Raw genomic sequence first — 20,309 nt, 5'->3', positions numbered from 1 at the left:
GGGGCGGGCGCGGCGCGCGGGCCCGGGGGGGGGGGGGGCGGGGGGGGGGGGGGGGGGGGGGGGGGGGGGGGGCGGGCCCCCCCCCCCCCCCCCCCCCCACGACTTTTCTCCGCCGAACTGTCGCCACCGTCCGTCACGACGAAGCCGGCGGACTGCACGGGCGCCGGCTCATCGTCCTCGGCTACCAGCACCAGCGGGGACGGTCAGCAGGACCAGGCCCAGGGCGAGGACGACCATCCCGGACCACGACGCGGCCGGCAGGCGTTCATCGAGGACGGCGACACCCAGGACCGCTGCCACGGCTGGCTCGGCCAGGGTCAGCGACGTGGCCACCGACGCGGGGGTACGGCGCAGTCCGTGCCCGAAGAGCCGGTAGGCCAGGTAGACGGTGAACAGGGCAAGGTACAGCGCCACCGCCACGCCGCGGGTAGCGGCGAGCCAGTGCGGGTTGGTGAACAGCACGAACGGCAGGACGAGCAGCCCGGCTGCGCCGAACAGCACGCCCATCACCGCATCGGATGGGTGTTCGCGGGTGATCAACCTCCCGCCGATCAGCGAGTAGGCGGCGTACGACAGGCCGGCGCACCCGGCGAGCGCGACGCCGGTCAGGTCCATGGGCGCGGCATGTCCGGTGAGCCCGGGGCCGAGCACCAGAAGGGTGCAGCCCAGCACGGCGGCCGCGGTGGCGCCGCTCCAGCGTGCGGTCGGCCTGGCCTGCGAAGTGATCCAGGACAGCAGGCCGGCGAAGATCGGCGCACTGCCCAGGGCAACCACGGTGGCCACCGCCACGCCGGTCCGGGCCACGGCGGGGTAGAACGTGACCGGATACCCGGCCACCGCCAGCGCACCCAGGACGAGCAGCCACCGCTCAGGGCGGGTGCAGCTGGCGGGCAGCGATCGGGCGCGGCGTGAGGTGAGGAACAGCAGGGCGCCGCCGAGGGTGAGACCGGCGCCCCCGATCGCCGCCGCCGGTGCACCGGCGGGTGCCAGGGAGCTTGCGGTCCCGGTCGTACCCCACAGAACGGCTGCGGTGAGGATGGGCACCGGGCCGCCCAGGGAACCGGTGCGGGAGGGGCATTGGCCGGTGGCCGGGCAGGTGGGAGCTTGAGGTGAAATACGGTTCGGCACAGTAGTGGTCTTCCGTCGTCGAATGCGTCTGGGACTCGATCCGAAACGGGCGCACCACAAGAACCTGACCCGCCCGCCGTCGACGGGGGTCAGGGGTTCACACCATCAGTGTCTGCGCCCGATCAGGCGCAGAGCGGCGGCAGAACGACATGCCAGTAGGAGTTCACCCCGCGATCGTAGCTGCCTGGGACCGCTGGCTGAGGAAAGGCCCAATCCCGGCTGAGGATGAAGTGGCCAAGATCGATCAGGAATCAAGAAGTGCAGGCCACGGAGCCGCACCTAGCATGATCGTCATGGACATCACCATTCACACGAGCTTCCTTCCGCATGTCGACCCGGACGCCTCCGTGGCCTTCTACCGCGACGTCCTCGGCTTCGAGGTCCGCACCGACGTCGGCCAGGGCAAGATGCGTTGGATCACGGTCGGCCCCGTCAACCAGCCCGACACGTCCATCCTCCTGGCGCCGGCGGCCGCCGACCCCGGGATCACCGAGGACGAGCGCCGCACCATCGCCGAAATGATGGCCAAGGGCACCTACGGCTGGATCCTGCTGGCCACCCGGGACCTCGACGGCACGTTCGAGAAACTGCAGGCCGGCGACGCCGAGGTCGTCCAGGAGCCGACCGAGCAGCCGTACGGCATCCGCGACTGCGCCTTCCGCGACCCCGCCGGCAACCTGGTCCGCATCCAGGAGCTTCGCTGACCGACCGGTCACTCGGCCGTGCTGGCGGGTGCCACGACCACCTGCGGGAACGGGGCGGCCGGCCCTTCCCGGCCGCCGCCCTCACCCACACCCCTCGGCGGGCCGCTCCATGCTCGCGGGCATCGACGAAAAGGAGCTCTCTCATGTGTCACCCCTCGTGGGGGCGCGCGCTCACCGCGGCGCACCGCCTCACCGACCTCGCTCGGCTGCGCCGCGTCCGCGACCGGATCGACCGGGAGTACGCGCAGCCGCTGAACGTCGAGGCGCTCGCCCGCGGCGTGAACATGTCGGCCGGGCACCTCAGCCGCCAGTTCCGGCTGGCCTACGGCGAGTCGCCGTACGCGTACCTGATGACGCGGCGCATCGAGCGGGCGACGGCGCTGCTGCGGCGTGGCGACCTCAACGTCACCGAGGTCTGCTTCGCGGTCGGGTGCTCCTCGCTGGGTACCTTCAGCACCCGCTTCACCGAGCTGGTCGGCATGTCGCCCAGCGCCTACCGGCGCCACGCAACCAGCGCTGCGGCGGGGATGCCATCGTGTGTGGCGAAACAGGTGACCAGACCGGTCAGGAATCAAGAAGCCCTGGTCGCCGAGCCGCAACTAGCGTGATTGCCATGACATCCATCGAATCCGTCACCCTCGACGTGGCCGACCCCGCGGCCGCCAGCCGCTTCTACACCGCCGCCTTCGGTTTGGACACGCAGATCCGCCTGCGGGCCTCGGAGGCACCGACGACCGGTTTCCGTGGGTTCACGCTGGCGCTCACGGTGTCCCAGCCGGCCACCGTCAACGGCTTCATCGGCGCCGCCCTGGACGGCGGCGCCACGACGCTGAAGCCGGCCGCGAAGTCGCTCTGGGGCTACGGCGGTGTCGTGCAGGCCCCGGACGGGACGATCTGGAAGGTCGCGACCTCGGCGAAGAAGGACACCGGCCCGGCGACCCGGCAGATCGACGAGTTGGTGCTCCTGCTGGGTGTCGCGGACGTGGCAGCGAGCAAGCGGTTCTACGTCGAGCGCGGCCTCGCCGTGGCGAAGAGCTTCGGCCGCATGTACGTCGAGTTCGCTGCTGGGTCGAGTCCGGTCAAGTTGGCGCTGTACCGGCGCCGTGCCCTTGCCAAGGACGTCGGCGTCGCTCCCGAGGGCACCGGATCGCACCGACTTATGATCGGCGGCGATGCCGGGGCTTTCACCGACCCGGACGGGTTTGCCTGGGAGGCCTCCTCGCTGGCCCCCACGCCCTGATTCACGGGGGGCTCGCTCGGCCCTTGCCCGGCGAGCCCCGTCACGGCACTACTTCGGCGTCGGGTCGGCAGGGAACTGCTCATGTCCCAGCACGGCGAGCAGTTGCAGCTTCTCGTAACCCTCGCTGCGCGGTGGCGCGGTGAGCACGAGCAGTGCCTGGGACTGGTCCTCGGTGATCAGCGCCTGGCAGTCCAGTTCGATCGCACCGAGCCGGGGATGGATGAGCGTCTTGTGGTCCTCGAAGCGCTTGGCCACCTCGTGTCGTTGCCACAGCTCGGCAAACTCCGCGCTCGCCTTCTGCAGGGCCCGCACGATCTCGCCGGCCCGTGACTGCGGGCCCATCGACCCGTACGCGGCGCGCAGGTTGGCGACCTGGGCGCGGCTCTGCCGGTCGCGGTCCTCCTCGGGGTAGCGCAGCCGCTCCGCGGGCTCGGTGAACCACCGGTAGATCTCGCTGCGGGCGAGGCCGGTGTAGCCGGATCTGTCGCCGAAAAGGGCTTCGGCCATCCGGTTCTGCACGAGGATCTCGCCGAGGTTGGACAGGATGAGCGCCGGGGTGTCGTCGAGCCGGTCCAGCACGCGCAGCAGCGCCGGGGCGACGTGCGTCCCCGCGGACACCGACGCCGGGGCGTTCTGCCCTGCCACCCGGAAGAGGTAGTCGCGTTCGTCGCCGGTCAGCCGCAGCGCCCGGGCGAGCGACGCCAGCATCTGCGGGCTCGGCTGCGGGCCGCGCTGCTGTTCCAGGCGCGTGTAGTAGTCGGTCGACATGGCGGCGAGGGCAGCGACCTCCTCACGCCGCAGGCCGGGTGCGCGTCGGCGGGCGCCAGCAGCCAGCCCGACGTCCCCGGGCTGCAGTGCCTCTCGGCGGCGGCGCAGGAAGTCGGCCAGGGCTGCACGGTCCATGATCCCAGTATCCGCAGGCGGCGGGAGCCAACCAGGGATTGCCGATCCCCCGATAACCGGTCTCTTAATCCGCCCTCGAGGAACGGCGAGGCTCGGGGCATGAACATCTCCGGAAACACGATCTTCATTCCCGGCGCCACGAGCGGTATCGGCCTGGCCCTCGCCGTCGAGTTGCGGGCCAGGGGTAACACGGTCATCGTCGGCGGCCGGCGTACCGACCTGCTCGACAAAATCGCCGCGGAACATCCGGGCATCGACACCGTACGGATCGACACGACGGACCCGGCGAGCATCGCCGCCGCCGCGAAGGAGGTGCTGGCGAAGCACCCGGACCTCAACGTCCTCGTCACGATGGCCGGCATCATGCGCGTCGAGGACTGGCAGCAGCCCGAATCGTTCCTCGCCTCGGCGGAGGAGGTGGTGACGACCAACGTGCTCGGCCCGATCCGGCTCATCGCCGCGTTCATCGCGCACCTGCGGGCGCAGCCGGACGCCACCATCGTCACCGTCTCCTCGGGCCTGGCGTTCACGCCGCTGAAGGTCACCCCGAGCTACAACGCGTCGAAGGCCGCGATCCACATGCTCAGCGAGTCGATCCGGCTGCAGCTCGCCGACACGACCGTGAAGGTCGTGGAGCTCGAACCGCCGGCCGTCCGTACCTCGTTGCTGCCCGGGCAGGAGGACAGCGAGTTCGCGATGCCGCTGGACGAGTTCGTGGCGGAGGTCGTCGCGTTGCTGGAGTCGCAGCCCGACGCCAGGGAGATCCAGGTCGAGCGCGTGAAGTTCCTCCGGTACGGCGAAGCGCGCGGCGACTACGACCAGGTCGTCGCGACGCTCAACGCGTCCGACCCGCACGGAAAGTAGCCCCGGACTCCCCTGGCGGCGCGGGTTCGACGCCGCGTCACCCGCCCTGGACGCCCGGCGACGTCGCCTCGACCGTCGCCATCGAAGCTCCACCGGCTGGTCACACCGGCTTCGACAAGAGATCATCGTCGGCTTCACGGGCGGCGTTTAAGGTCTTTATGCCCCCTACCGGGCGAACTGTGCGCCGTTCTCGAACCGGAGGAAACGCCGCATCGGCACTGGCCTTTCCACCGTCTGATCCGGGAGGACCCGTTGAGACTGAGCATTCATCGCCGTACCCTGCTCGGCGTCGCGCTCGCCGCCGCGCTGGCACCGCTGTCGCTGGCCGCGCCGGCCGGCGCGACCGAGCCTGCGGGGTCGGCCGCGCCGCCCGTGGCGCTGCGCGTGGCCACCTACAACATCCACGCCGGGGCCGGCGAGGACAACGTCTTCGACCTCGTCCGGACCGCCGAGGCGATCCGGTCTCTGGACGCCGACGTGGTCGGCCTTCAGGAGGTGGACGTCCACTGGGGTGACCGCAGCGACTTCGTCGACGAGGCCCAGGAGCTCGCCCACCGGCTGGGCATGTGGGCCTTCTTCGCGCCGATCTACGACTTCGACCCGCTGACCGCCGGTGCGCCCCGCCGGCAGTACGGGGTAGCGGTGCTCAGCCGCTATCCGATCCTCGATGCCGTGAACAACGAGATCACCCGGCTTTCCACCCAGGTGCCCAACCCGGTACCGGCCCCGGCGCCAGGCTTCGCCGAGGTGACGATCAACGTGCGGGGTGCACACGTGCACGTGTACTCCACGCACCTCGACTACCGGGCGGACCCGACCGTGCGGCGCATGCAGGTCGAGGACACGCTGAAGATCCTGGCCGCCGACTCCGGACCGAAGGTGCTGGTCGGCGACCTCAACGCGCAGCCGGGGGCGCCCGAGCTGACCGCCCTGTGGCAGGACCTGCGTGATGCCGCCCCGACGGGCGCCAAGACGTACCCGGCGATCAACCCGGTGAAGCGGATCGACGTCATCAGTGTCTCGCCGGACATCACCGTGGTGGGCACGGCCACTGCGGCGACGGCAGCGTCGGACCACCGGCCGGTGGTCGCCGACCTCCTGCTGCACCAGCGCGGCAACTGATCCGGACACCAGCCGACGGCGGGGGTGCTCCGGTCCGGGGACCGGAGCACCGCCCTCGCCACGGTCCCCGGTCAGCGGGCGTGGTGCGCGGCGAGGTGGGTCAGCATCGTCTGGTTGGCTTCCCAGCCGTCCGGGAACTTCACCGGCACGTCCAGGTGCACCCGCTCGGTTGACGGGTGTGCGTCGAGCAGCTCGGCGATCCCGGCCCGCGCCACCACGAGGCACGCGTGCCGGTGCCGGGATGCCAGCACGCACAGCCGCCCCGACTCCAGGTGGAACGCGGTCGCGTCCCGCCGCCCGGACAGCGGGTGCAGCACGACCGTCACGTCGTACTCCCGGCCCTGCAGCCGGTTGGCGGTGTCGACGGTGATACCCGCGCCGGCCTCGCCGAGCCGCGCCCGGATGGCGGCCACCTGGTCGCGGTGGGCAGCGCCGACGGCGATCCGGTCCGCGGTCACCGGCGCGCCGTCGGGCGCCTGCTCGGAGATCGCGACCGCACCCCGCCGCAGCACCCGGAGCGCGAGGGCCGCGCAGGCCGCGGCAGCCTCCCCATCGGTACGCAACGTGTGCCGGGCCGGCAGCTCGTACAACCCCCAGCCGGTGGCCGCCGCCACGTCCACCGTCGCGTCGTAGGCGTCACCGGGTCCGGGGTCGGTGAGCGACAGGGCGCGGTCGGCGGGCCCGGTGCCGGACCGGAACCCGGTGAACGGGTAGAACGCCGCCGCCACCACCGGCGCGGCGGTGGCGGGCAGCCGCCAGGACACCGGCAGCCGGTGTACGGGCAGGTCCGGGTTGTGCCGCATCAGGGTGGCCACCGCCGACTGCATCGGATCCCAGGTCAGGCCGGTCCAGCGGGCGGTCTCGACGGTGGAGAACGGGTCGAGCTGCCCAGGATCGCCCACGAACAGCGCCCGCTCGAACCGGCCGGCCACGCGCAGCAGGGCGTCGGAGCGCATCTGGTACGCCTCGTCGACGATCGCCCACGGCCAGCAGCCCTCGGCGACGGTGGCCCACTTGGCGGCCGTACCGATGATGACGGCCGAGGCGGCGAGGTCGGCGACCTTGGCGGCGACCCGGACCGTCTCGTGGCTCTCGACCCGGTCCGTGGGTTTGTAGTCGGTGGCGGAGAGCCGGCCGATGCGCAGCTCGGGCGCCTTACGGGCGAGGCGGTCGATGAGGTCGTCGACCTGCTCGTTGGTCTGCGCGATGATGATCAGCGGCTCGCCGGCGGCGGCCAGTTCGACGGCGGCGCGGACCACGAGGGTGGACTTGCCGGCGCCGGGTGGTGAGTCGACCACCACGCCCCGGTGCTGACCGGAGCGCAGGTCGGCCAGCACGGCGGTGATCACGCGTTCCGCCTCGACCGCAGGCGGCACCGACAATCCCGCGAGCATCGATCACCCTCCCGACTGCTGCCCTGGTGGGCAGCGGTCCCGTCACCATACGAGCCGAGCGCGGGCCGCTGGCACACGCCACCAGCCCGCACTCGCCCGCCGATTCAGTCGCGGCGCTGCCCCACCCGGTAGGTGACCAGGTTGAGGTCGGCCTTGAGCTGCCGTTCGGTGAACTTGATGGTGTCCCAGCCCTTGCCCGAGTACAGCCGGGTCTGGTCGGCGTACCAGGGGGAGTTCGGGTTGGCCGACTGGGAGTAGGTGAGGATCTGCCGGCCCGACGGCCCGTTCGGGCCCAGCTCGACGGCCATCAGGAACGACGTGCCGTGCACCACCTTCGGGTAGCCGACGCCGGGCTGCACCAGGTTGATCGTCATATTGAAGACGCCGGCCTCGGGCCACCCGCCGTGGATCGGGATCCGTTCGGCGCCGCGCGGCTCGGTCTGGATGTCGCCGAGGCGCGCGTCGAGCGGGATGCCGTCGAGCAGCTGAACGGCGTCCGCGAGGGCGGTGCGGATCCGAGGGTCGTCGATGGCGAGCCGGCTCGGGGTGGTGAGCGGGTTGGCGGGGTCGAACCGGTCGGCGAAGCGCAGGCCGCCGGCGCGGGCGAACTCGGTGAACACGTGCGAGCCGCGGCTGTCCAGGTCGACCCGAAGGTCCCAGCCGCGCAGGGCGGCGCAGGCGGCGGTCAGGTCGACGCGGGTGGCGTCGGAGGCGGTGGCGACCGGGTCGGCCGTGCACGATCTCACCAGGTCGTCGCGGACCAGTTCGCCGCCGTAGGCGCGGTTGCCGAGGGTGACCGCCCACAGGTTGCCGGTGGTGAAGCGGGTGCCGGGGAGCCCGTCGGTGCCGGCGAGGCGCTGCTGCACCTGGTGGACGCCGAGCCGGGTACGCAGGCTGCGTTCGGTCCGCTCGTTGCCGATGATGCGGGGGAAGCCTTCCAGGGGCTGCTGGGGGTTGGCGAGCCAGTAGCTGTCGTTGGAGTTGGTCACGTAGTCGTTGCGGACCAGCGTGGGCAGGTGCGCCGGGCCGAAGATGCCTGGCACGGCGGCGTCGGGGTCCCGGCCCAGCTCGCAGGCGGAGCGGGAGCCGTCGAGGACGGCCTGGCCGCTGCCGGCGTACAGGTCGCGCCAGGCGGCCGGGATGCAGGTGGCGGCGAGGTGGTCGGTGACCCGGGGCACGATGGAGTGGTCGGCGTAGAGGGCCTTGCCACCGCTGTCGGCGGCGATGACGTTGACCCAGGGCAGGAACTGGCGGCGGTCCAGCACCGCCCGCAGGTCGGCCACCGACCGGGCCCGTCCCATGGCGAGCCAGCCGTCGAGGGAACGGTTGTTGGCCGCGTTGGGGTCGCTGATCGCGTACGCGGTGTCGGCGGTCCAGTCGAAGACGCCGGGCACCACGACGACGGGGCCGAAGTGGGTGTCGTAGAGGGTGCGGCTGGCCGGCCCGTGAGGGGTTTGGACGGTGACCGTGCGGGCGGTCATCTTCCGGGGCTTGCCGTCGTACAGGTAGCTGGTCGGGTCGCCGGGGACGAGGGTCAGCTTGTGCCAGGTGAAGCGGCGGGCGGTGGAGACGGTGTGGCTCCAGGCGACCCGGCCGTTGTGGCCGATCTCGATGAGCGGGTCGCCTACCAGGGCCGCGCCCTCGACGTCGTACGAGCCGGGAACCTTGAGGTGCATCCGGTAGAACCGGTCGGGGCCGTCCCACGGGAAGTGCGGGTTGGCCAGCAGCATGCCCGCCCCGCTGGCGGTGGCGTCGCGTCCGAGTGCGTACGCGTTGCTGCCCACCCCGGCCGGCGCGCCGTCGCCGGCGGCGACGAGGGCCGCCGCCTCGGGGGCGGGCAGCTGGCCGGTGATCTCACCGGGGCGTGCCGGCGCGCCGTTGCCGGGTGGGGCGGCGGCGACGATGCCGTCGGCGAGCCCGGCGGAGCCGGCGCGGGCCATGCTGGTCCAGTGGGCCCGCCACAGGTCCAGCTCGGTGATCGGCTGCACCCACGGCTTGCCGGCGCAGGCCGGGTCGGTGAGGTTCGCCGCGCCGGTGCGGCGCAGGTAGGCGTTGTAGCCGGCGACGAAGCCGCGGATCTGGTCGCGTACCTCATCGGAGGGTGAGTGCACGCCGTCGCGGGGGCCGGTGAGCAGCCGCTCGGCGACCCGGTCGTCGATGACCTTCTGCTGGAACAGGTCGCTGGTGACGTTGACCGCCGCCTCGCCGGACGTACCGAACCAGCGGGCGCGTTGGGCGCGGACGGTGACGACGGTTTCGGCGATGGTGCAGATGTTGTCCTCGGCCTGGACGTAGCCGACGCCGTAGCCGAGGTTGGCGAAGTCGCGGGCGGTGATGTGCGGTACGCCGTACGAGGCGCGCTGGATGAGGGCCGAGTAGCCGTTGCCGTTGGCGGCGGCCGGGCCGGTGGTGGCGGTGAGGCCGGCGGCGACCAGGACGGCGGCGGTCGCGGCGGCGGTGAGCCGCCTCATCGGCCGGCCTGCTGAGGGCGTGGATGGGTCATTCGGACGTCCTCCCCGAGTGTCGACTGTCCATTCCCGACCGACGCTAACGACGCCCGCCGGCCGGGACATCGGGGATGACCACCAGGTGGGTCCGGGGTTGCCCGCAGGGGCTCAACCCGAGCGGAACGGCGGGTGAGGGTGCCCCCGGCGCCATCGCCAGCGGGCACTCGGGTTTCCTGGCCGCCGGGAACGAGAAGCGGGGCCGGCCAGATAGGGCCGGCCCCGCTCCGGGGGTGTTCCCCCGTTGAACCCGTCGATCAGCGCTTGTGCTCGACCACCGTCAGGGTGAAGTCGTCGTACGACGCCGCGTGGGTCTTGTCGCCGCCGTAGACCGCCCGCACCTGGTGGGTGCCGGGGTTGGGCAGCATGCGGACGGTGCAGGAGGCGACGCCCTTCTTGACCGGCGCCTCACAGAGCACGTCCTCACCGATCATGAACTGCACCGGGCCGGTCGCCGTGGTCGGCGTGACGGTCGCGGTCAGTTTCAGGGTCCGGCCCCAGGTGGCGGTCACGTCGTTGGCCCGGACCGAGGTGGGGGTGAGCTCCACGGTCGGGGCCGCGGTGACGGTGACGACCCGGTTGGCGACCGCCTGGTTGCCGTTGGTGTCGGAGACCAGGTAGGACAGCGCGTAGTTGCCCGGGGTGGTGGTGTCGGCGGTGCCGATGACCTGGATCCGGTTGGTGACGTCGCCGTCGGTGTTGTCCACCGCGGTGACCCCGGCCAGCGGGTCGAAGGCCTGCCCCTGCTTTACCGAGGTCGTGGCGGGGACGGTCAGCACCGGCGCGGTGACGTCGGTGCCGGCCGCGGTGGCGGTGAAGATGCCGCCGAACTGGTCGACCGAGCCGACCTGGGCACCGCTGCCGGTGTGGCTGGTGGTGGTCCAGGCGTAGAGCTCGCCCTCGGTCAGGCCGCTCCACTGGACGGTGGCCGGCCAGCCCGACTTGGCCGTGGCCTGGCCGATCACGGTGTCGGTCGGCGTGACCAGGACGAGGCCGTCGGTGCTGAAGCTGGTCTTGCGCGACGACAGGTCGATCGGCAGCACCATGTTGTCCTCGGCGCCGTTGTAGCGCTTGCGGTCGTCGTACTCCGTGGCGCCGTAGTTGTTGAGCATCGGCGAGTAGGTGTCGATGCTCATCTGGGCCCGGTCGACGTCGATCTGCAGCATCCGCAGGAAGCTGGCGCCGAACTGCAGCAGGTCGCCCTTCTTGTGGTCGACGGTGCCGTCGCCGTTGAGGTCGAGGTTGCCGTTGGCGTCGACCTTCTCCGGCCACAGCTCGCCTGCGGTCATCTTGTAGAACTGGTAGTCCGCGAGCAGTTCGACCACGTTGTGCTCGACGGTGACGCCGACCCCGGTCTTGAGGTTCGTGCCGACGCCGTGCTCGTGACCGGCGAGGACCAGGAAGACGTTCGGGTTGGCGGCCACGATGCTGGAGAAGGCCCGTGAACCGTCGGTGGAGAAGTTGGCGCCCCGGCCGTCCGGCGCGCCCGACGGGGCGATGTAGGCGTGGGTCAGCAGGATGCCGTTGCGGTCGTGGTAGCGCTGGAAGATGGAGCTGGCCCAGTCGGCCTCGGCCTGGGTGACGCCGTAGGAGAGGCCCACCGCGACGAAGTCCAGACCGCCCGCGGTGAAGAGGACGTAGTTGTTCTGGTTGTCCTTACCGCGGGTGACCACGGCGCCGGAGGCGTCGGTGGTCTCGTCCCAGGCGTGGTACGACGCCTTGTACTCGGCCGGCCACTGCTTGGAGCCCTCGTAGTAGCGCTCGGGGCCGTAGTACTGGTTGAACCGCGAGGTCGGGCCGGTCTCGGCGCCGCCCTGGTTGTCGTGGTTGCCGGCGATGACCTGGTTGACCAGTCCGGCCGCGTCCAGGGTGCGCTGGGCCTCGGCGGTGAACTGGAACTCCTTGGTCACCTGCTCGTCCAGCCCGGGGCGGAGCAGTTTGCCGCTGGCGTCGGTGGCCAGCGGGTTGGTGTAGTCGTTCTCGATGATGTCGCCGGTGTGCGCGGTGTAGGCGATCTTCCGGCGGGCGGCGTTGTCGGCCAGCCACTGGGTGGTGTCCCGGTAGGACTTCTCCCAGAGCGCCTGCTCCTCCATGGTCATCTTGTCGCTGGGCTCGTCGATGCCGTCGAAGTCGTCGTACGTGCCACCGACGGCACCCTCGGCGAGGTACTGGGTGTCGGTGAAGTGGGCCAGCGAGAAGTCGTAGGCCGACGGGTCCTCGAAGTGGTCCTTGTTGGCCGGGGCGCCGGCGGTGGCGTCGCGCGACGCCAGGTCGTCGGCGAACGGGTCCTGGCCGGTTACCAGGACGTGGACCACGCCGTTGTCGACCAGTTCCGGCCGTACGACGGCCTTCAGCGTGGTCTCACCCTCGGCCTGGCCGCGGGCGGTGGCGAGTTCGGTCCACGCCTGGGTGGTGCTGTTCCAGACGTGCAGGGAGACGGCGCGCGCGGGGTCGACCGTGCCGTTCCACAGGATCTGGCGACGCTCGGTCGAGGCCGGCACCTGGACGTCGTACCGCTGGAACGGGATGTTGCCCGTGGACGGGCTGTTCGCCATCTTGCCGTCGGGACGCGGGCTCGCTCCGATCTGGCCGCCGTCGGTGTAGGAGAAGTCCAGCGCGGACGGCATCACCGGGACGACACCCTGGAAGCCGCCCACCGGCACGCTCGGGGTGGCCTGCTTGAAGGTGGTGGTCACCTCGCCGCCGTCGGGGTTGTTGGCGATCGCCGAGAGCGTCACCCGACCGCTGCCCTGGCCGACGTCGGTGCCGCCCGTCGTCGGGATGGCGTCGGAGGTGAACGTGACCGTCTTGCTGACGGGCTTGCCGAACACGTCGGTCGCCGAGATCGCCAGGGTGTGGTTGCCGGACTTCATGCCGGCGCCGATCTCCTGGCCGACCTGTACGGGCTCGCCGTCGAGCAGGTAGCGCCAGCCGGTCGCGTTGCCCTGGTTGGTCACGCTCACCTGGAGCTCGGTCGGACGGCTCAGGTGGTCGCCCTCCCCCGGGAGCGTCGAGGTGATCGCGACGCCCGCGTTCCGGACGTCACCGAGGGCGGCGATGTTGAGCGCCTTCACCTCGTCGAGGGTGAGGACGCGGGAGTAGATCCGGGCGTTGCGCACCGAGGCCGGGGCCCAGAACTGGTTGACCGCGTCGGCGCCGACGTAGAAGGAGTTGCGGGCGGCGCCGCCGGGCAGGCCGAGCGGTGCCGGCGCGGCGACGGACGCGGCCAGCTCGCCGTCGACGTACAGGCGGGCGGTGGCACCGTCCCACGTGCCGACCGCGTGGTACCAGCGGCCGGAGGAGATCTGGACCTGGGCGTTGCGGTAGGCGCCGCTGGCGTACACGGCGAAGGTCAGCTTGTCGCCGTAGACGACGATCGAGTAGCCGCCGGTCTCCTTCTCGGAGCAGACGGAGTGCTCACCGGAGTTGGGCAGGGTGCCGTTGTCCTTGAAGGTGCACTCGATCGAGACCTGGTTGCGGATCTTCTCCCACTGTGTGTCGCCCATCGCGTAGGCGTAGGCGTCGTTGGCGCCGTCGAAGGTCGCGACCGGCGTCTTCACCGCGGTGTCCTGGGCGATCACCGGCTCGCCGACGGTGGTGACGGCGAGGTTCTGGGCGTCGTCCTTCGGCGTGCCGTCGTCGAAGTCCACATCGAGGACGTCGGCGGTCGGGACGGGCGCCTTGAGGTTGAAGGCCGACGCCAGCTCGGCCGCCTGGGCGGCGGTCAGCGCCCGGCTCCAGACCTTGCTGGCCGCGAAGGAGGCCGGCGGGGCGACCTGCCCGATGCCGGACGGTGCGGCGTCGGCGCCGATCACGAAGCGGCGCGAGGTGGACGCCGGCGGGGTGAGCGCACCGGTGGCCGTGGCGGAGCCGGCCAGCTGGCCGTTGAGGTAGAGGCTCAGGGTCTGGCCGTCCCAGACTGAGACGGCGTGGTACCAGCGGTTGCCGCTGATCGGGGTCAGCACCGACTTGTAGCCGCCGCCGATGTGGGCCATCGTGCCGAGGTTGCCGGCGTTGACGTAGACCGAGAAGCCGCCGGCTTCCTTGTCAGAGCAGAGGTCCTTCTCGCCGCTCACCGGCATGGTGGTGTCGACCCGGAAGACGCACTCAATGGCGAAGCCGGTGGAGAACCGGCTCCACTGGTCGGTGAAGTCGAAGGAGACGGCGTCGTCGACCCCGTCCACCTTGAGCAGGTCGTGACCGAACGCCGCGTCGGTGGTGTAGCTGGGAGCGCCCCAGGTGGTGGGGGCGAGGCCCTGGGCCCGGTCGGTGGTGGCGCCGCCGGTGAAGGCGACGTCGAGCACGTCGGCAGCCGGGACCGTGGCGGCCGAGGTCGGCGCGGCCTGGGCGGGCATCATCAGCGCGCCGCCGGCCATCGCAAGCCCGAGGGCGGCCGCGCCCAGGCGGCGCCACCTCCGGGTGAACGGATGGAGTCGTGTTGTCACGACATCTCCTTTTTCTGGGGGGTTTCTCTTGGTGTTTGGTGGTGGGTGGTCGGAAATCCGGAAGGAAGGTCAGGTGCCGGGTAGGCCGGCGACGGCGGAGGCGGAGATGCCGACGCCGATGAGGGTGATCCCGCAGGCGGCCAGCACCGGGGCCACCCGCGTGGCCAACTGCAGGAGGGTGTGGGACCCGGCGGCGCGCGTCACGAGCGAGCGGCCGGTGAGAGCCATGAGGCCGACGGTGAAGAGCACTGCGGCGAGCCCGAGGCCGAAACAGACCACGAGGACGAGAGCGAACCCGGCCCGCCCGGCGAAGATGCCGGTCACCAGCACGAGGAAAGCCGCCGGCGACGGCGTCAGGCCGCCGGACATGCCGAGCAGGAGGAGACCCGGGCGGGACGGGCTGGCGTGGCCAGGCCCGTGGTCATGGCTGTGGCCGTGATCGTGGCCGTGGCTGCTGTGGCTGTGGCTGTGGCTGTGGCTGTGGCTGTGAGCATGACCGCGCCGACGCAGGTGGCGTCGCAGCAGCCAGAGCCCGACGGCGACGACGGTCAGGCCCGCCGTCAGCTGTAGTCCGGTGGTCAGGCGCTCGAGGCTGACCAGGTCGGAGAGGGAGAAGAAGGTCCAGGCGACCGCGATGACCAGCACCGAGACGGTGTGCATCGCGGCCACCGAGAAACCCAGCCAGGCGGCGTCGCGGACCCGGCCCCGGGAGCCGATCAGGTACGCCGCCGCGAGGCTCTTGCCGTGGCCGGGTGCGAGTCCGTGCGCGGCCCCCGCCACGAAGGCGATCACCAGCGCCACCGGCATGAACCCTGGCGACTGCACCGTCTCGATCAGTCGATCGCCGAACCCGGCGGCGCCGAAGAGATCGACGGCGAGGAGGGCTGTGGGGCCGAAGCCGGGGGGTGCCGCCGCGGTGCCGAGGCTGGTGATCGAGTGCATGGTTCAGGCCTTTCGTCCGCGCCGGTGGTGCCAGAACGCTCCGGCTGCGACGAGGGCCAGCAGGACGCCCCCGACGACGGAGAGTTGCAGGGCGCTGCTGCTTGAGGAGGTCGCGGCGACGGTCCGAGTTGACGCGGGGCGGGAGTCCGTGCCGGCGTCGTCGCTGATGGTCCAGTCCGCTGACTCGTGCGCGGCGTCGTACACCGCCTTCTGCCCACGAGGACCTCTGGCGAGCGTCCGATAGGCCTCGTGCAGGTCGGTGAGCATCCGGGACGTCACGGTCACCGTGCTCACCGGTTCGGGGCAGGTGAACAGCACCTCGGCGCCGCCGGCCACCAGATCGTCGGCCACGGTGGCCTCGCCGTTGCAGGCCCGCCCGTCCTGCTTCACGGTGATCCGCTCGGTCAGGTACTTGGCGAACTCTGGCGCCTCAGCCAACGCCACAGCGTCGGAGGGCTCGTAGATCACCGCACCGTCCAGCAGGACCCGGTCCTGCGAAAGGACGCCGAGCGCGATGCCGAGCTGGGTCAGGTCATCGGTTCCGCCGACCAGCCACCGGACCCGCACGTGATCGCTCTCGCCCGCAACCTTGATCTGCTGTGGGGCACCGAAGGGATGCGCCGAGGCCGGGGCCGCAGCCAGCCCTCCCATCAGCACCAGTGCGAGTACGCCCCAGGAGCAACGCCAGGCGTGGCGTAGGGCACGGCGCAGGGCAGGCACAACAGGCTCTCATCCGCTCGGTGGGGCAAACGCAATGACTGTTCCGGCCGCAGGTGACCAGCAAGATCACAAAAACCGAGCGAACTCTTACGGGCAGGTTGCCAGACCAGGAAATGACCCTGGTCATCGTGGGTACCGGGCGGCTCTGTCCATTCCCGACCCGCGCCGGTGATGCCCGAAATGGCACACAACCGCGTCGCCGGCGCAGGAGCCATCGCACCCCGGGAGACCGGCGAACGGTGTCGTCCCACCCGGCACGGATCCGCTTCGTCGCGCGGGGCTGCGCCGTCCTCATTCATCTGCCGAAGTGGCTGGACTGGGCGATAATACTGAGTATTATACCGAGTATATCGACGGGGGTGATGAACCATGAGCATTCGACATGCACTGCTGGCGTTGCTGGCGGAAGGATCCAAGTACGGCCTGCAACTGCGGCAGGAGTTCGAGGCACGCACCGGTGAGGTCTGGCCGCTCAACGTCGGGCAGGTCTACACCACGCTGCAACGCCTCGAGCGCGAAGGGCACGTGGAATCGAACGAGACCGAACGCGACGGTGCGCAGCGACGGTACCGGATCACCGCCGACGGCAATCGCGAACTGGACAGGTGGTTGCGAACCCCGCCCGGTGCCACGCCTCCCCCACGCGACGAGCTCGTCATCAAGGTGCAGGTGGCGGTGCGCCTGCCCGGCGTCGATGTACGGGAGATCCTGCAGGTTCACCGCCGGCGCCTCGTCGAGGAAATGCAGCGGTACACCCACCTCAAGGCCGAGGCGGACCCCGACGACATCGCGCTCGGCCTCGTCGTCGACGCGGAGCTGTTCCGGCTCGAGGCGGTGGTCCGCTGGCTCGACGCGGCCGACGCCCGGCTGCGCCGCCTACCCGCCACGCCCACCGTGGCCGCCGAGGCGGTGCCGAGCGGCCCGACCCGACCGGCTGGCTCCGCCGACCGGGAACCGGTCGAATCCACGCCGGCACGCGAGGGGGCCCGTCGATGAGTGCGGTGCTGAGCATGCGCCAGGTGTCCAAGGTGTACGGCGCGGGCAACGCCGCCGTACACGCGCTGCGGCAGGTGGACCTCACCGTGGACGGCGGCGAACTGGTGGCCGTCATGGGTCCGAGCGGCTCCGGCAAGAGCACCCTGCTGACGATTGCCGGCAGCCTTGAGGAGCCGACCGACGGTGAGGTGCTGGTCTGCGGTGACGACATGTCGACCATGTCCGCCGACGCGCAGGCCAGGACGCGTCGCCGGGCCATCGGCTTCGTCTTCCAGGACCTGAATCTGCTCGCCGGGCTGTCCGCCGTCGAGAACGTGGCGCTGCCGCTCGAACTCGACGGTGTCGGCGCGCGTGCCGCACGGGCCGCCGGTATGCGCGTACTGGAGGAGTTGGGGCTGGCCGAGCGGGCCGCCGCCTTCCCCGACGACCTGTCCGGCGGCGAACGTCAGCGGGTCGCGATCGCGCGCGCGGTGGTCGGCGACCGGCGGCTGCTGCTCGCCGACGAGCCCACCGGTGCGCTGGACTCGGCCAACGGTGAAGCGGTCATGCGGATGCTGCGCGCGGCCTGCAAGCGCGGGATCGCCGGGGTCATGGTGACCCACGACGCGCAGCTCGCGTCCTGGGCCGACCGGGTGGTGTTCCTCCGCGACGGCCGGGTCGTCGACCAGACTGCCACGACCGGTCCGGACGCCCTGCTCGCCGGGGACGTGACCACGTGACGGCGAGCACCGCCACCCTGCCGAGCACTGACCGGCCGGCGCCCCGCCGCGCCCCGGGAGGCGGCCTGCCGGCCCGCCGGGCCGTGATCCGGTGGGCGGTACGGCTGTTCCGCCGGGAGTGGCGCCAGCAGGTGCTCACCCTCGCGCTGCTCACCGTCGCCGTCATCGGGGCCACCTTCGCCGTCTCGGCGACCTACAACATGGCCTCGTCGAGCGACGCGACGTTCGGGCGCGCCGACCACCTCCTGCGCCTCGACGGCGGCGACCCGGCTGTGCTCGACTCCCGGCTCGCCGCCGCACGGGCGTGGTTCGGCACGATCGACGCGATCGGCCACCACTACGTGCAGGTGCCGGGCCTGTTCGACCCGGTCGACGTCCGCGCGCAGAACCCTGACGGCGCGTACGGCGCACCGATGCTGGCGCTGCGGCAGGGGCGGTACCCGGCCGGCGCGGGCGAGATCGCGGTCACCGACGGGGTGGCGCGTACGTTGCGGACCGGGCTCGGCCGGCGGGTCAGCCTCGACGGCCACGACCGGCTGGTCGTCGGGGTGGTGGAGAACCCCAGGGACCTGGCCGACGAGTTCGCCCTCGTCGACGTGGGGCACGCCGACGCGCCGCAGACCGTCACCGTCCTCGTCGGCGGGGACCAGGCCTCCCTGGAGGCGTTCCGCAACACCATCGACGGTCCGCTGGTACGCGAGTCGCGGCCCGGTATGACCCGTACGGTGATCGCCGCCGTCACGTTGGCGCTGGCCACCGTCGGCCTGCTGCTGGTGTCGCTGGTCGCCGCGGCCGGGTTCATCGTGGTGGCGCAGCGCCGGCTGCGCCAGCTCGGCATGCTCGCCGCGATGGGCGCCACCCGACGGCACCTGCGGCTGGTGATGCTGGCCAACGGCACCGTCGTCGGAGCGGTCGCCGCGGTGCTCGGCACCACCATCGGCGTCGCCGCCTGGCTGCTCGTCGCCGGGCGGGTGGAGGCGGCCGCCGGGCACCGCATCGACCGGTTCGACCTGCCCTGGGCGACGCTCGGCGCGGAGATGGTGCTGGCCGTGGCGACCGCCACCGCCGCCGCGTGGTGGCCGGCGCGGGCCATCGCGCGTACCCCGATCATGAGTGCCCTGTCGGCGCGGCCGCCGCGCCCCCGACCGGCCCGGCGCACCGCGGTGGCCGCCGTGGTCCTGCTCGCCGCCGGTGTCACCTGTCTGGTGCTGTCCGGCGGCACCAACCCGGTGCTGATCTCCGCGGGCACCCTCGCCACGGCGGTCGGGGTGCTCTTCGTCGGCCCGACGGCGATCCGGTTGCTGGCCGCGGCGCGCGGCGGGATGCCGGTGGCCGTCCGCCTGGCGTTGACCGACCTGGTCCGCTACCAGGCCCGGGCCGGCGCGGCGCTCGCCGCGATCAGTCTCGCGTTGGGGATCTCGGTGGCGGTCGTCGCCGGGTCCGCCGCCGCCGAGTACCAGGCCAGGCACTCCGCCGGGCTGGGCAACTTGGCCGACAGCACGCTCCTGGTCCGCATCGGCCGACCCGACCCGGTGATCCCGGTACGGACGCCGGAGCAACTGGCCAGCCTGCAGGCGCAGATCGACGCGGTCGCCGGCAATCTCGGCACGCCCATGGTGACTCCGCTCGACATGGCGGTGGTCGCCTCGTACACCGACCCGGGCGAGAACGGCGGCCAGCCCGGCCATCCGGCCGTCGAGATCGGTGCGCCGGTTGCCGACGGTCAGACGATGGCGCCGTACCCGCTCTACGTGGCCACGCCGGAACTGCTCCGGCTCTACCAGCTCGACACCGCGGCGGTCGCCGCCGACACCGAGGTGCTCAGCGTCCGCACCGGCGCGCTCGAACTGGTGAACATCCCCGAACGCCGCGTCTACCCGAAGACCCAGGCGCTCCCGGACACTCGGTACTCCTCGATGCCGAACTCGCTGGTCACCGCGAGCATGATGGCCCGCCACGGCTGGCAGCCCGCGCGGGTCGGCTGGCTCGTCGAGGCGGACCACCCCCTCACCGGGCAGGAGCTGACCACCGCGCAGAACCTCGCCGCGAGCGCCGGCCTCACCATCGAGTCCCGCCACGAGCAGGCCTCGCTCGGGGCGCTGCGGACCGGAGCGGTCGCCGCCGGCGCGCTGCTCGCCCTCGGCATCCTCGCCATGACCGTCGGCCTCATCCGCGGCGAAGCGGCCGGCGACCTGCGTACCCTGACCGCGACCGGCGCCCCGCGACGGGTACGGCGCACTCTGACCGCCACGACCTCTGGTGGGCTCGCCCTGCTGGGCGCCGTCCTCGGCCTGGCCGGCGCGTACCTCGCGCTGGTCAGCGTCCTGCACCGCGACCTCGACGCGCTCACCGACGTGCCCGTCGCCCACCTGGCCGCGACAACCGTCGGTCTGCCGGTGCTCGCCGCGGTCGCCGGCTGGCTGCTCGCGGGCCGCGAACCGTCCTCGTTGAGCCGCCGCAGGCTCGACTGAGAACAGGACCAGCGCGAGGTCGTCGTGGATGTCCCGCGCGGCGAAGGCCGGGCGGCCGGTGGGCCGGGGCGACAGGCGGAGAGCTCGTGGTGGTCCCCGTGCCCGACCTGGACGCCACCAAACTCGCGCGCAAACGGCGATCAGACATGATGTGATG

Annotated in this window: 15 protein-coding genes; 8 read left to right on the top strand and 7 right to left on the bottom strand. The window is 71.8% G+C overall.

All coding sequences use genetic code 11. The features are described from left to right. Positions 1-168: 168 nt before the first annotated feature. On the bottom strand, positions 169-1,044 hold the full coding sequence (locus ACFYM6_RS09455; RefSeq protein ID WP_387273885.1) for a DMT family transporter: 876 nt from the start codon (positions 1,042-1,044) through the stop codon (positions 169-171). A gap of 377 nt (positions 1,045-1,421) precedes the next feature. Between ACFYM6_RS09455 and ACFYM6_RS09450 the strand changes: the two genes are divergently transcribed. The 3 genes from ACFYM6_RS09450 to ACFYM6_RS09440 all read left to right on the top strand — a co-directional run bounded on the left by ACFYM6_RS09450 (position 1,422) and on the right by ACFYM6_RS09440 (position 3,072). Beyond that, positions 1,422-1,832: a VOC family protein gene (locus tag ACFYM6_RS09450; RefSeq protein WP_387273883.1), complete on the top strand. Its 411-nt coding sequence runs from the start codon at positions 1,422-1,424 to the stop codon at positions 1,830-1,832. Positions 1,833-1,975: 143 nt separating this feature from the next. After that, the gene (locus tag ACFYM6_RS09445; protein WP_387273881.1) at positions 1,976-2,440 is read left to right on the top strand and encodes a helix-turn-helix transcriptional regulator; all 465 of its coding nucleotides are present in this window, start codon (positions 1,976-1,978) and stop codon (positions 2,438-2,440) included. A gap of 5 nt (positions 2,441-2,445) precedes the next feature. Then, positions 2,446-3,072 (top strand): glyoxalase, encoded by a 627-nt coding sequence (locus tag ACFYM6_RS09440; RefSeq protein ID WP_387273879.1) that lies wholly within the window; start codon positions 2,446-2,448, stop codon positions 3,070-3,072. A gap of 48 nt (positions 3,073-3,120) precedes the next feature. Here ACFYM6_RS09440 and ACFYM6_RS09435 read toward each other — a convergent pair whose 3' ends face one another. Next, positions 3,121-3,975, bottom strand: a complete 855-nt coding sequence (locus tag ACFYM6_RS09435; RefSeq protein WP_387273877.1) for a helix-turn-helix transcriptional regulator — start codon at positions 3,973-3,975, stop codon at positions 3,121-3,123. A 99-nt stretch (positions 3,976-4,074) separates the two neighbouring features. Here ACFYM6_RS09435 and ACFYM6_RS09430 point away from each other — a divergent pair, with 99 nt between their 5' ends. Both ACFYM6_RS09430 and ACFYM6_RS09425 read left to right on the top strand, forming a co-directional pair. Then, positions 4,075-4,839, top strand: a complete 765-nt coding sequence (locus tag ACFYM6_RS09430; protein WP_387273875.1) for an SDR family oxidoreductase — start codon at positions 4,075-4,077, stop codon at positions 4,837-4,839. 252 nt (positions 4,840-5,091) lie between these two features. Beyond that, positions 5,092-5,961, top strand: coding sequence for an endonuclease/exonuclease/phosphatase family protein (locus ACFYM6_RS09425; protein ID WP_387273873.1), 870 nt, complete (start codon positions 5,092-5,094; stop codon positions 5,959-5,961). A gap of 71 nt (positions 5,962-6,032) precedes the next feature. On the opposite strand, the gene ACFYM6_RS09420 is transcribed toward ACFYM6_RS09425, so the two are convergent. The 5 genes from ACFYM6_RS09420 to ACFYM6_RS09400 all read right to left on the bottom strand — a co-directional run bounded on the left by ACFYM6_RS09420 (position 6,033) and on the right by ACFYM6_RS09400 (position 15,897). Then, complete coding sequence (locus ACFYM6_RS09420) at positions 6,033-7,355, bottom strand: AAA family ATPase (protein ID WP_387273871.1); 1,323 nt, start codon at positions 7,353-7,355, stop codon at positions 6,033-6,035. 104 nt (positions 7,356-7,459) lie between these two features. Beyond that, positions 7,460-9,826, bottom strand: coding sequence for an acylase (locus tag ACFYM6_RS09415; protein ID WP_387273869.1), 2,367 nt, complete (start codon positions 9,824-9,826; stop codon positions 7,460-7,462). A 290-nt stretch (positions 9,827-10,116) separates the two neighbouring features. Then, the gene (locus ACFYM6_RS09410; protein WP_387273867.1) at positions 10,117-14,304 is read right to left on the bottom strand and encodes a LamG-like jellyroll fold domain-containing protein; all 4,188 of its coding nucleotides are present in this window, start codon (positions 14,302-14,304) and stop codon (positions 10,117-10,119) included. A 69-nt stretch (positions 14,305-14,373) separates the two neighbouring features. Continuing rightward, the gene (locus tag ACFYM6_RS09405) at positions 14,374-15,246 is read right to left on the bottom strand and encodes a cobalt transporter (protein ID WP_387273865.1); all 873 of its coding nucleotides are present in this window, start codon (positions 15,244-15,246) and stop codon (positions 14,374-14,376) included. A 3-nt stretch (positions 15,247-15,249) separates the two neighbouring features. After that, a complete protein-coding gene (locus ACFYM6_RS09400) occupies positions 15,250-15,897 on the bottom strand; it encodes a hypothetical protein (protein ID WP_387273864.1) in 648 nt (215 codons plus the stop codon). 438 nt (positions 15,898-16,335) lie between these two features. On the opposite strand from ACFYM6_RS09400, the gene ACFYM6_RS09395 reads away from it, so the two are divergent. The 3 genes from ACFYM6_RS09395 to ACFYM6_RS09385 are packed head-to-tail and all read left to right on the top strand — an operon-like array spanning position 16,336 to position 20,152. Next, positions 16,336-16,962 carry a PadR family transcriptional regulator gene (locus ACFYM6_RS09395; RefSeq protein WP_387273862.1) on the top strand — a complete coding sequence of 209 codons (627 nt, stop codon included), beginning with the start codon at positions 16,336-16,338 and terminating at the stop codon, positions 16,960-16,962. Next, complete coding sequence (locus ACFYM6_RS09390; protein ID WP_387273860.1) at positions 16,959-17,681, top strand: ABC transporter ATP-binding protein; 723 nt, start codon at positions 16,959-16,961, stop codon at positions 17,679-17,681. Before ACFYM6_RS09395 ends, ACFYM6_RS09390 begins: the two co-directional genes overlap by 4 nt. After that, positions 17,678-20,152: an FtsX-like permease family protein gene (locus tag ACFYM6_RS09385; protein ID WP_387273858.1), complete on the top strand. Its 2,475-nt coding sequence runs from the start codon at positions 17,678-17,680 to the stop codon at positions 20,150-20,152. The genes ACFYM6_RS09390 and ACFYM6_RS09385 overlap by 4 nt, the downstream gene beginning before the upstream one ends. The last annotated feature ends 157 nt before the right edge of the window (positions 20,153-20,309 follow it).

This window comes from Micromonospora sp. NPDC006431, assembly GCF_042870725.1.
Taxonomy (GTDB): Bacteria; Actinomycetota; Actinomycetes; order Mycobacteriales; family Micromonosporaceae; genus Micromonospora.
Note: the sequence above shows the minus strand (reverse complement) of the source record. Positions and strands in the feature narration are given on the sequence as shown.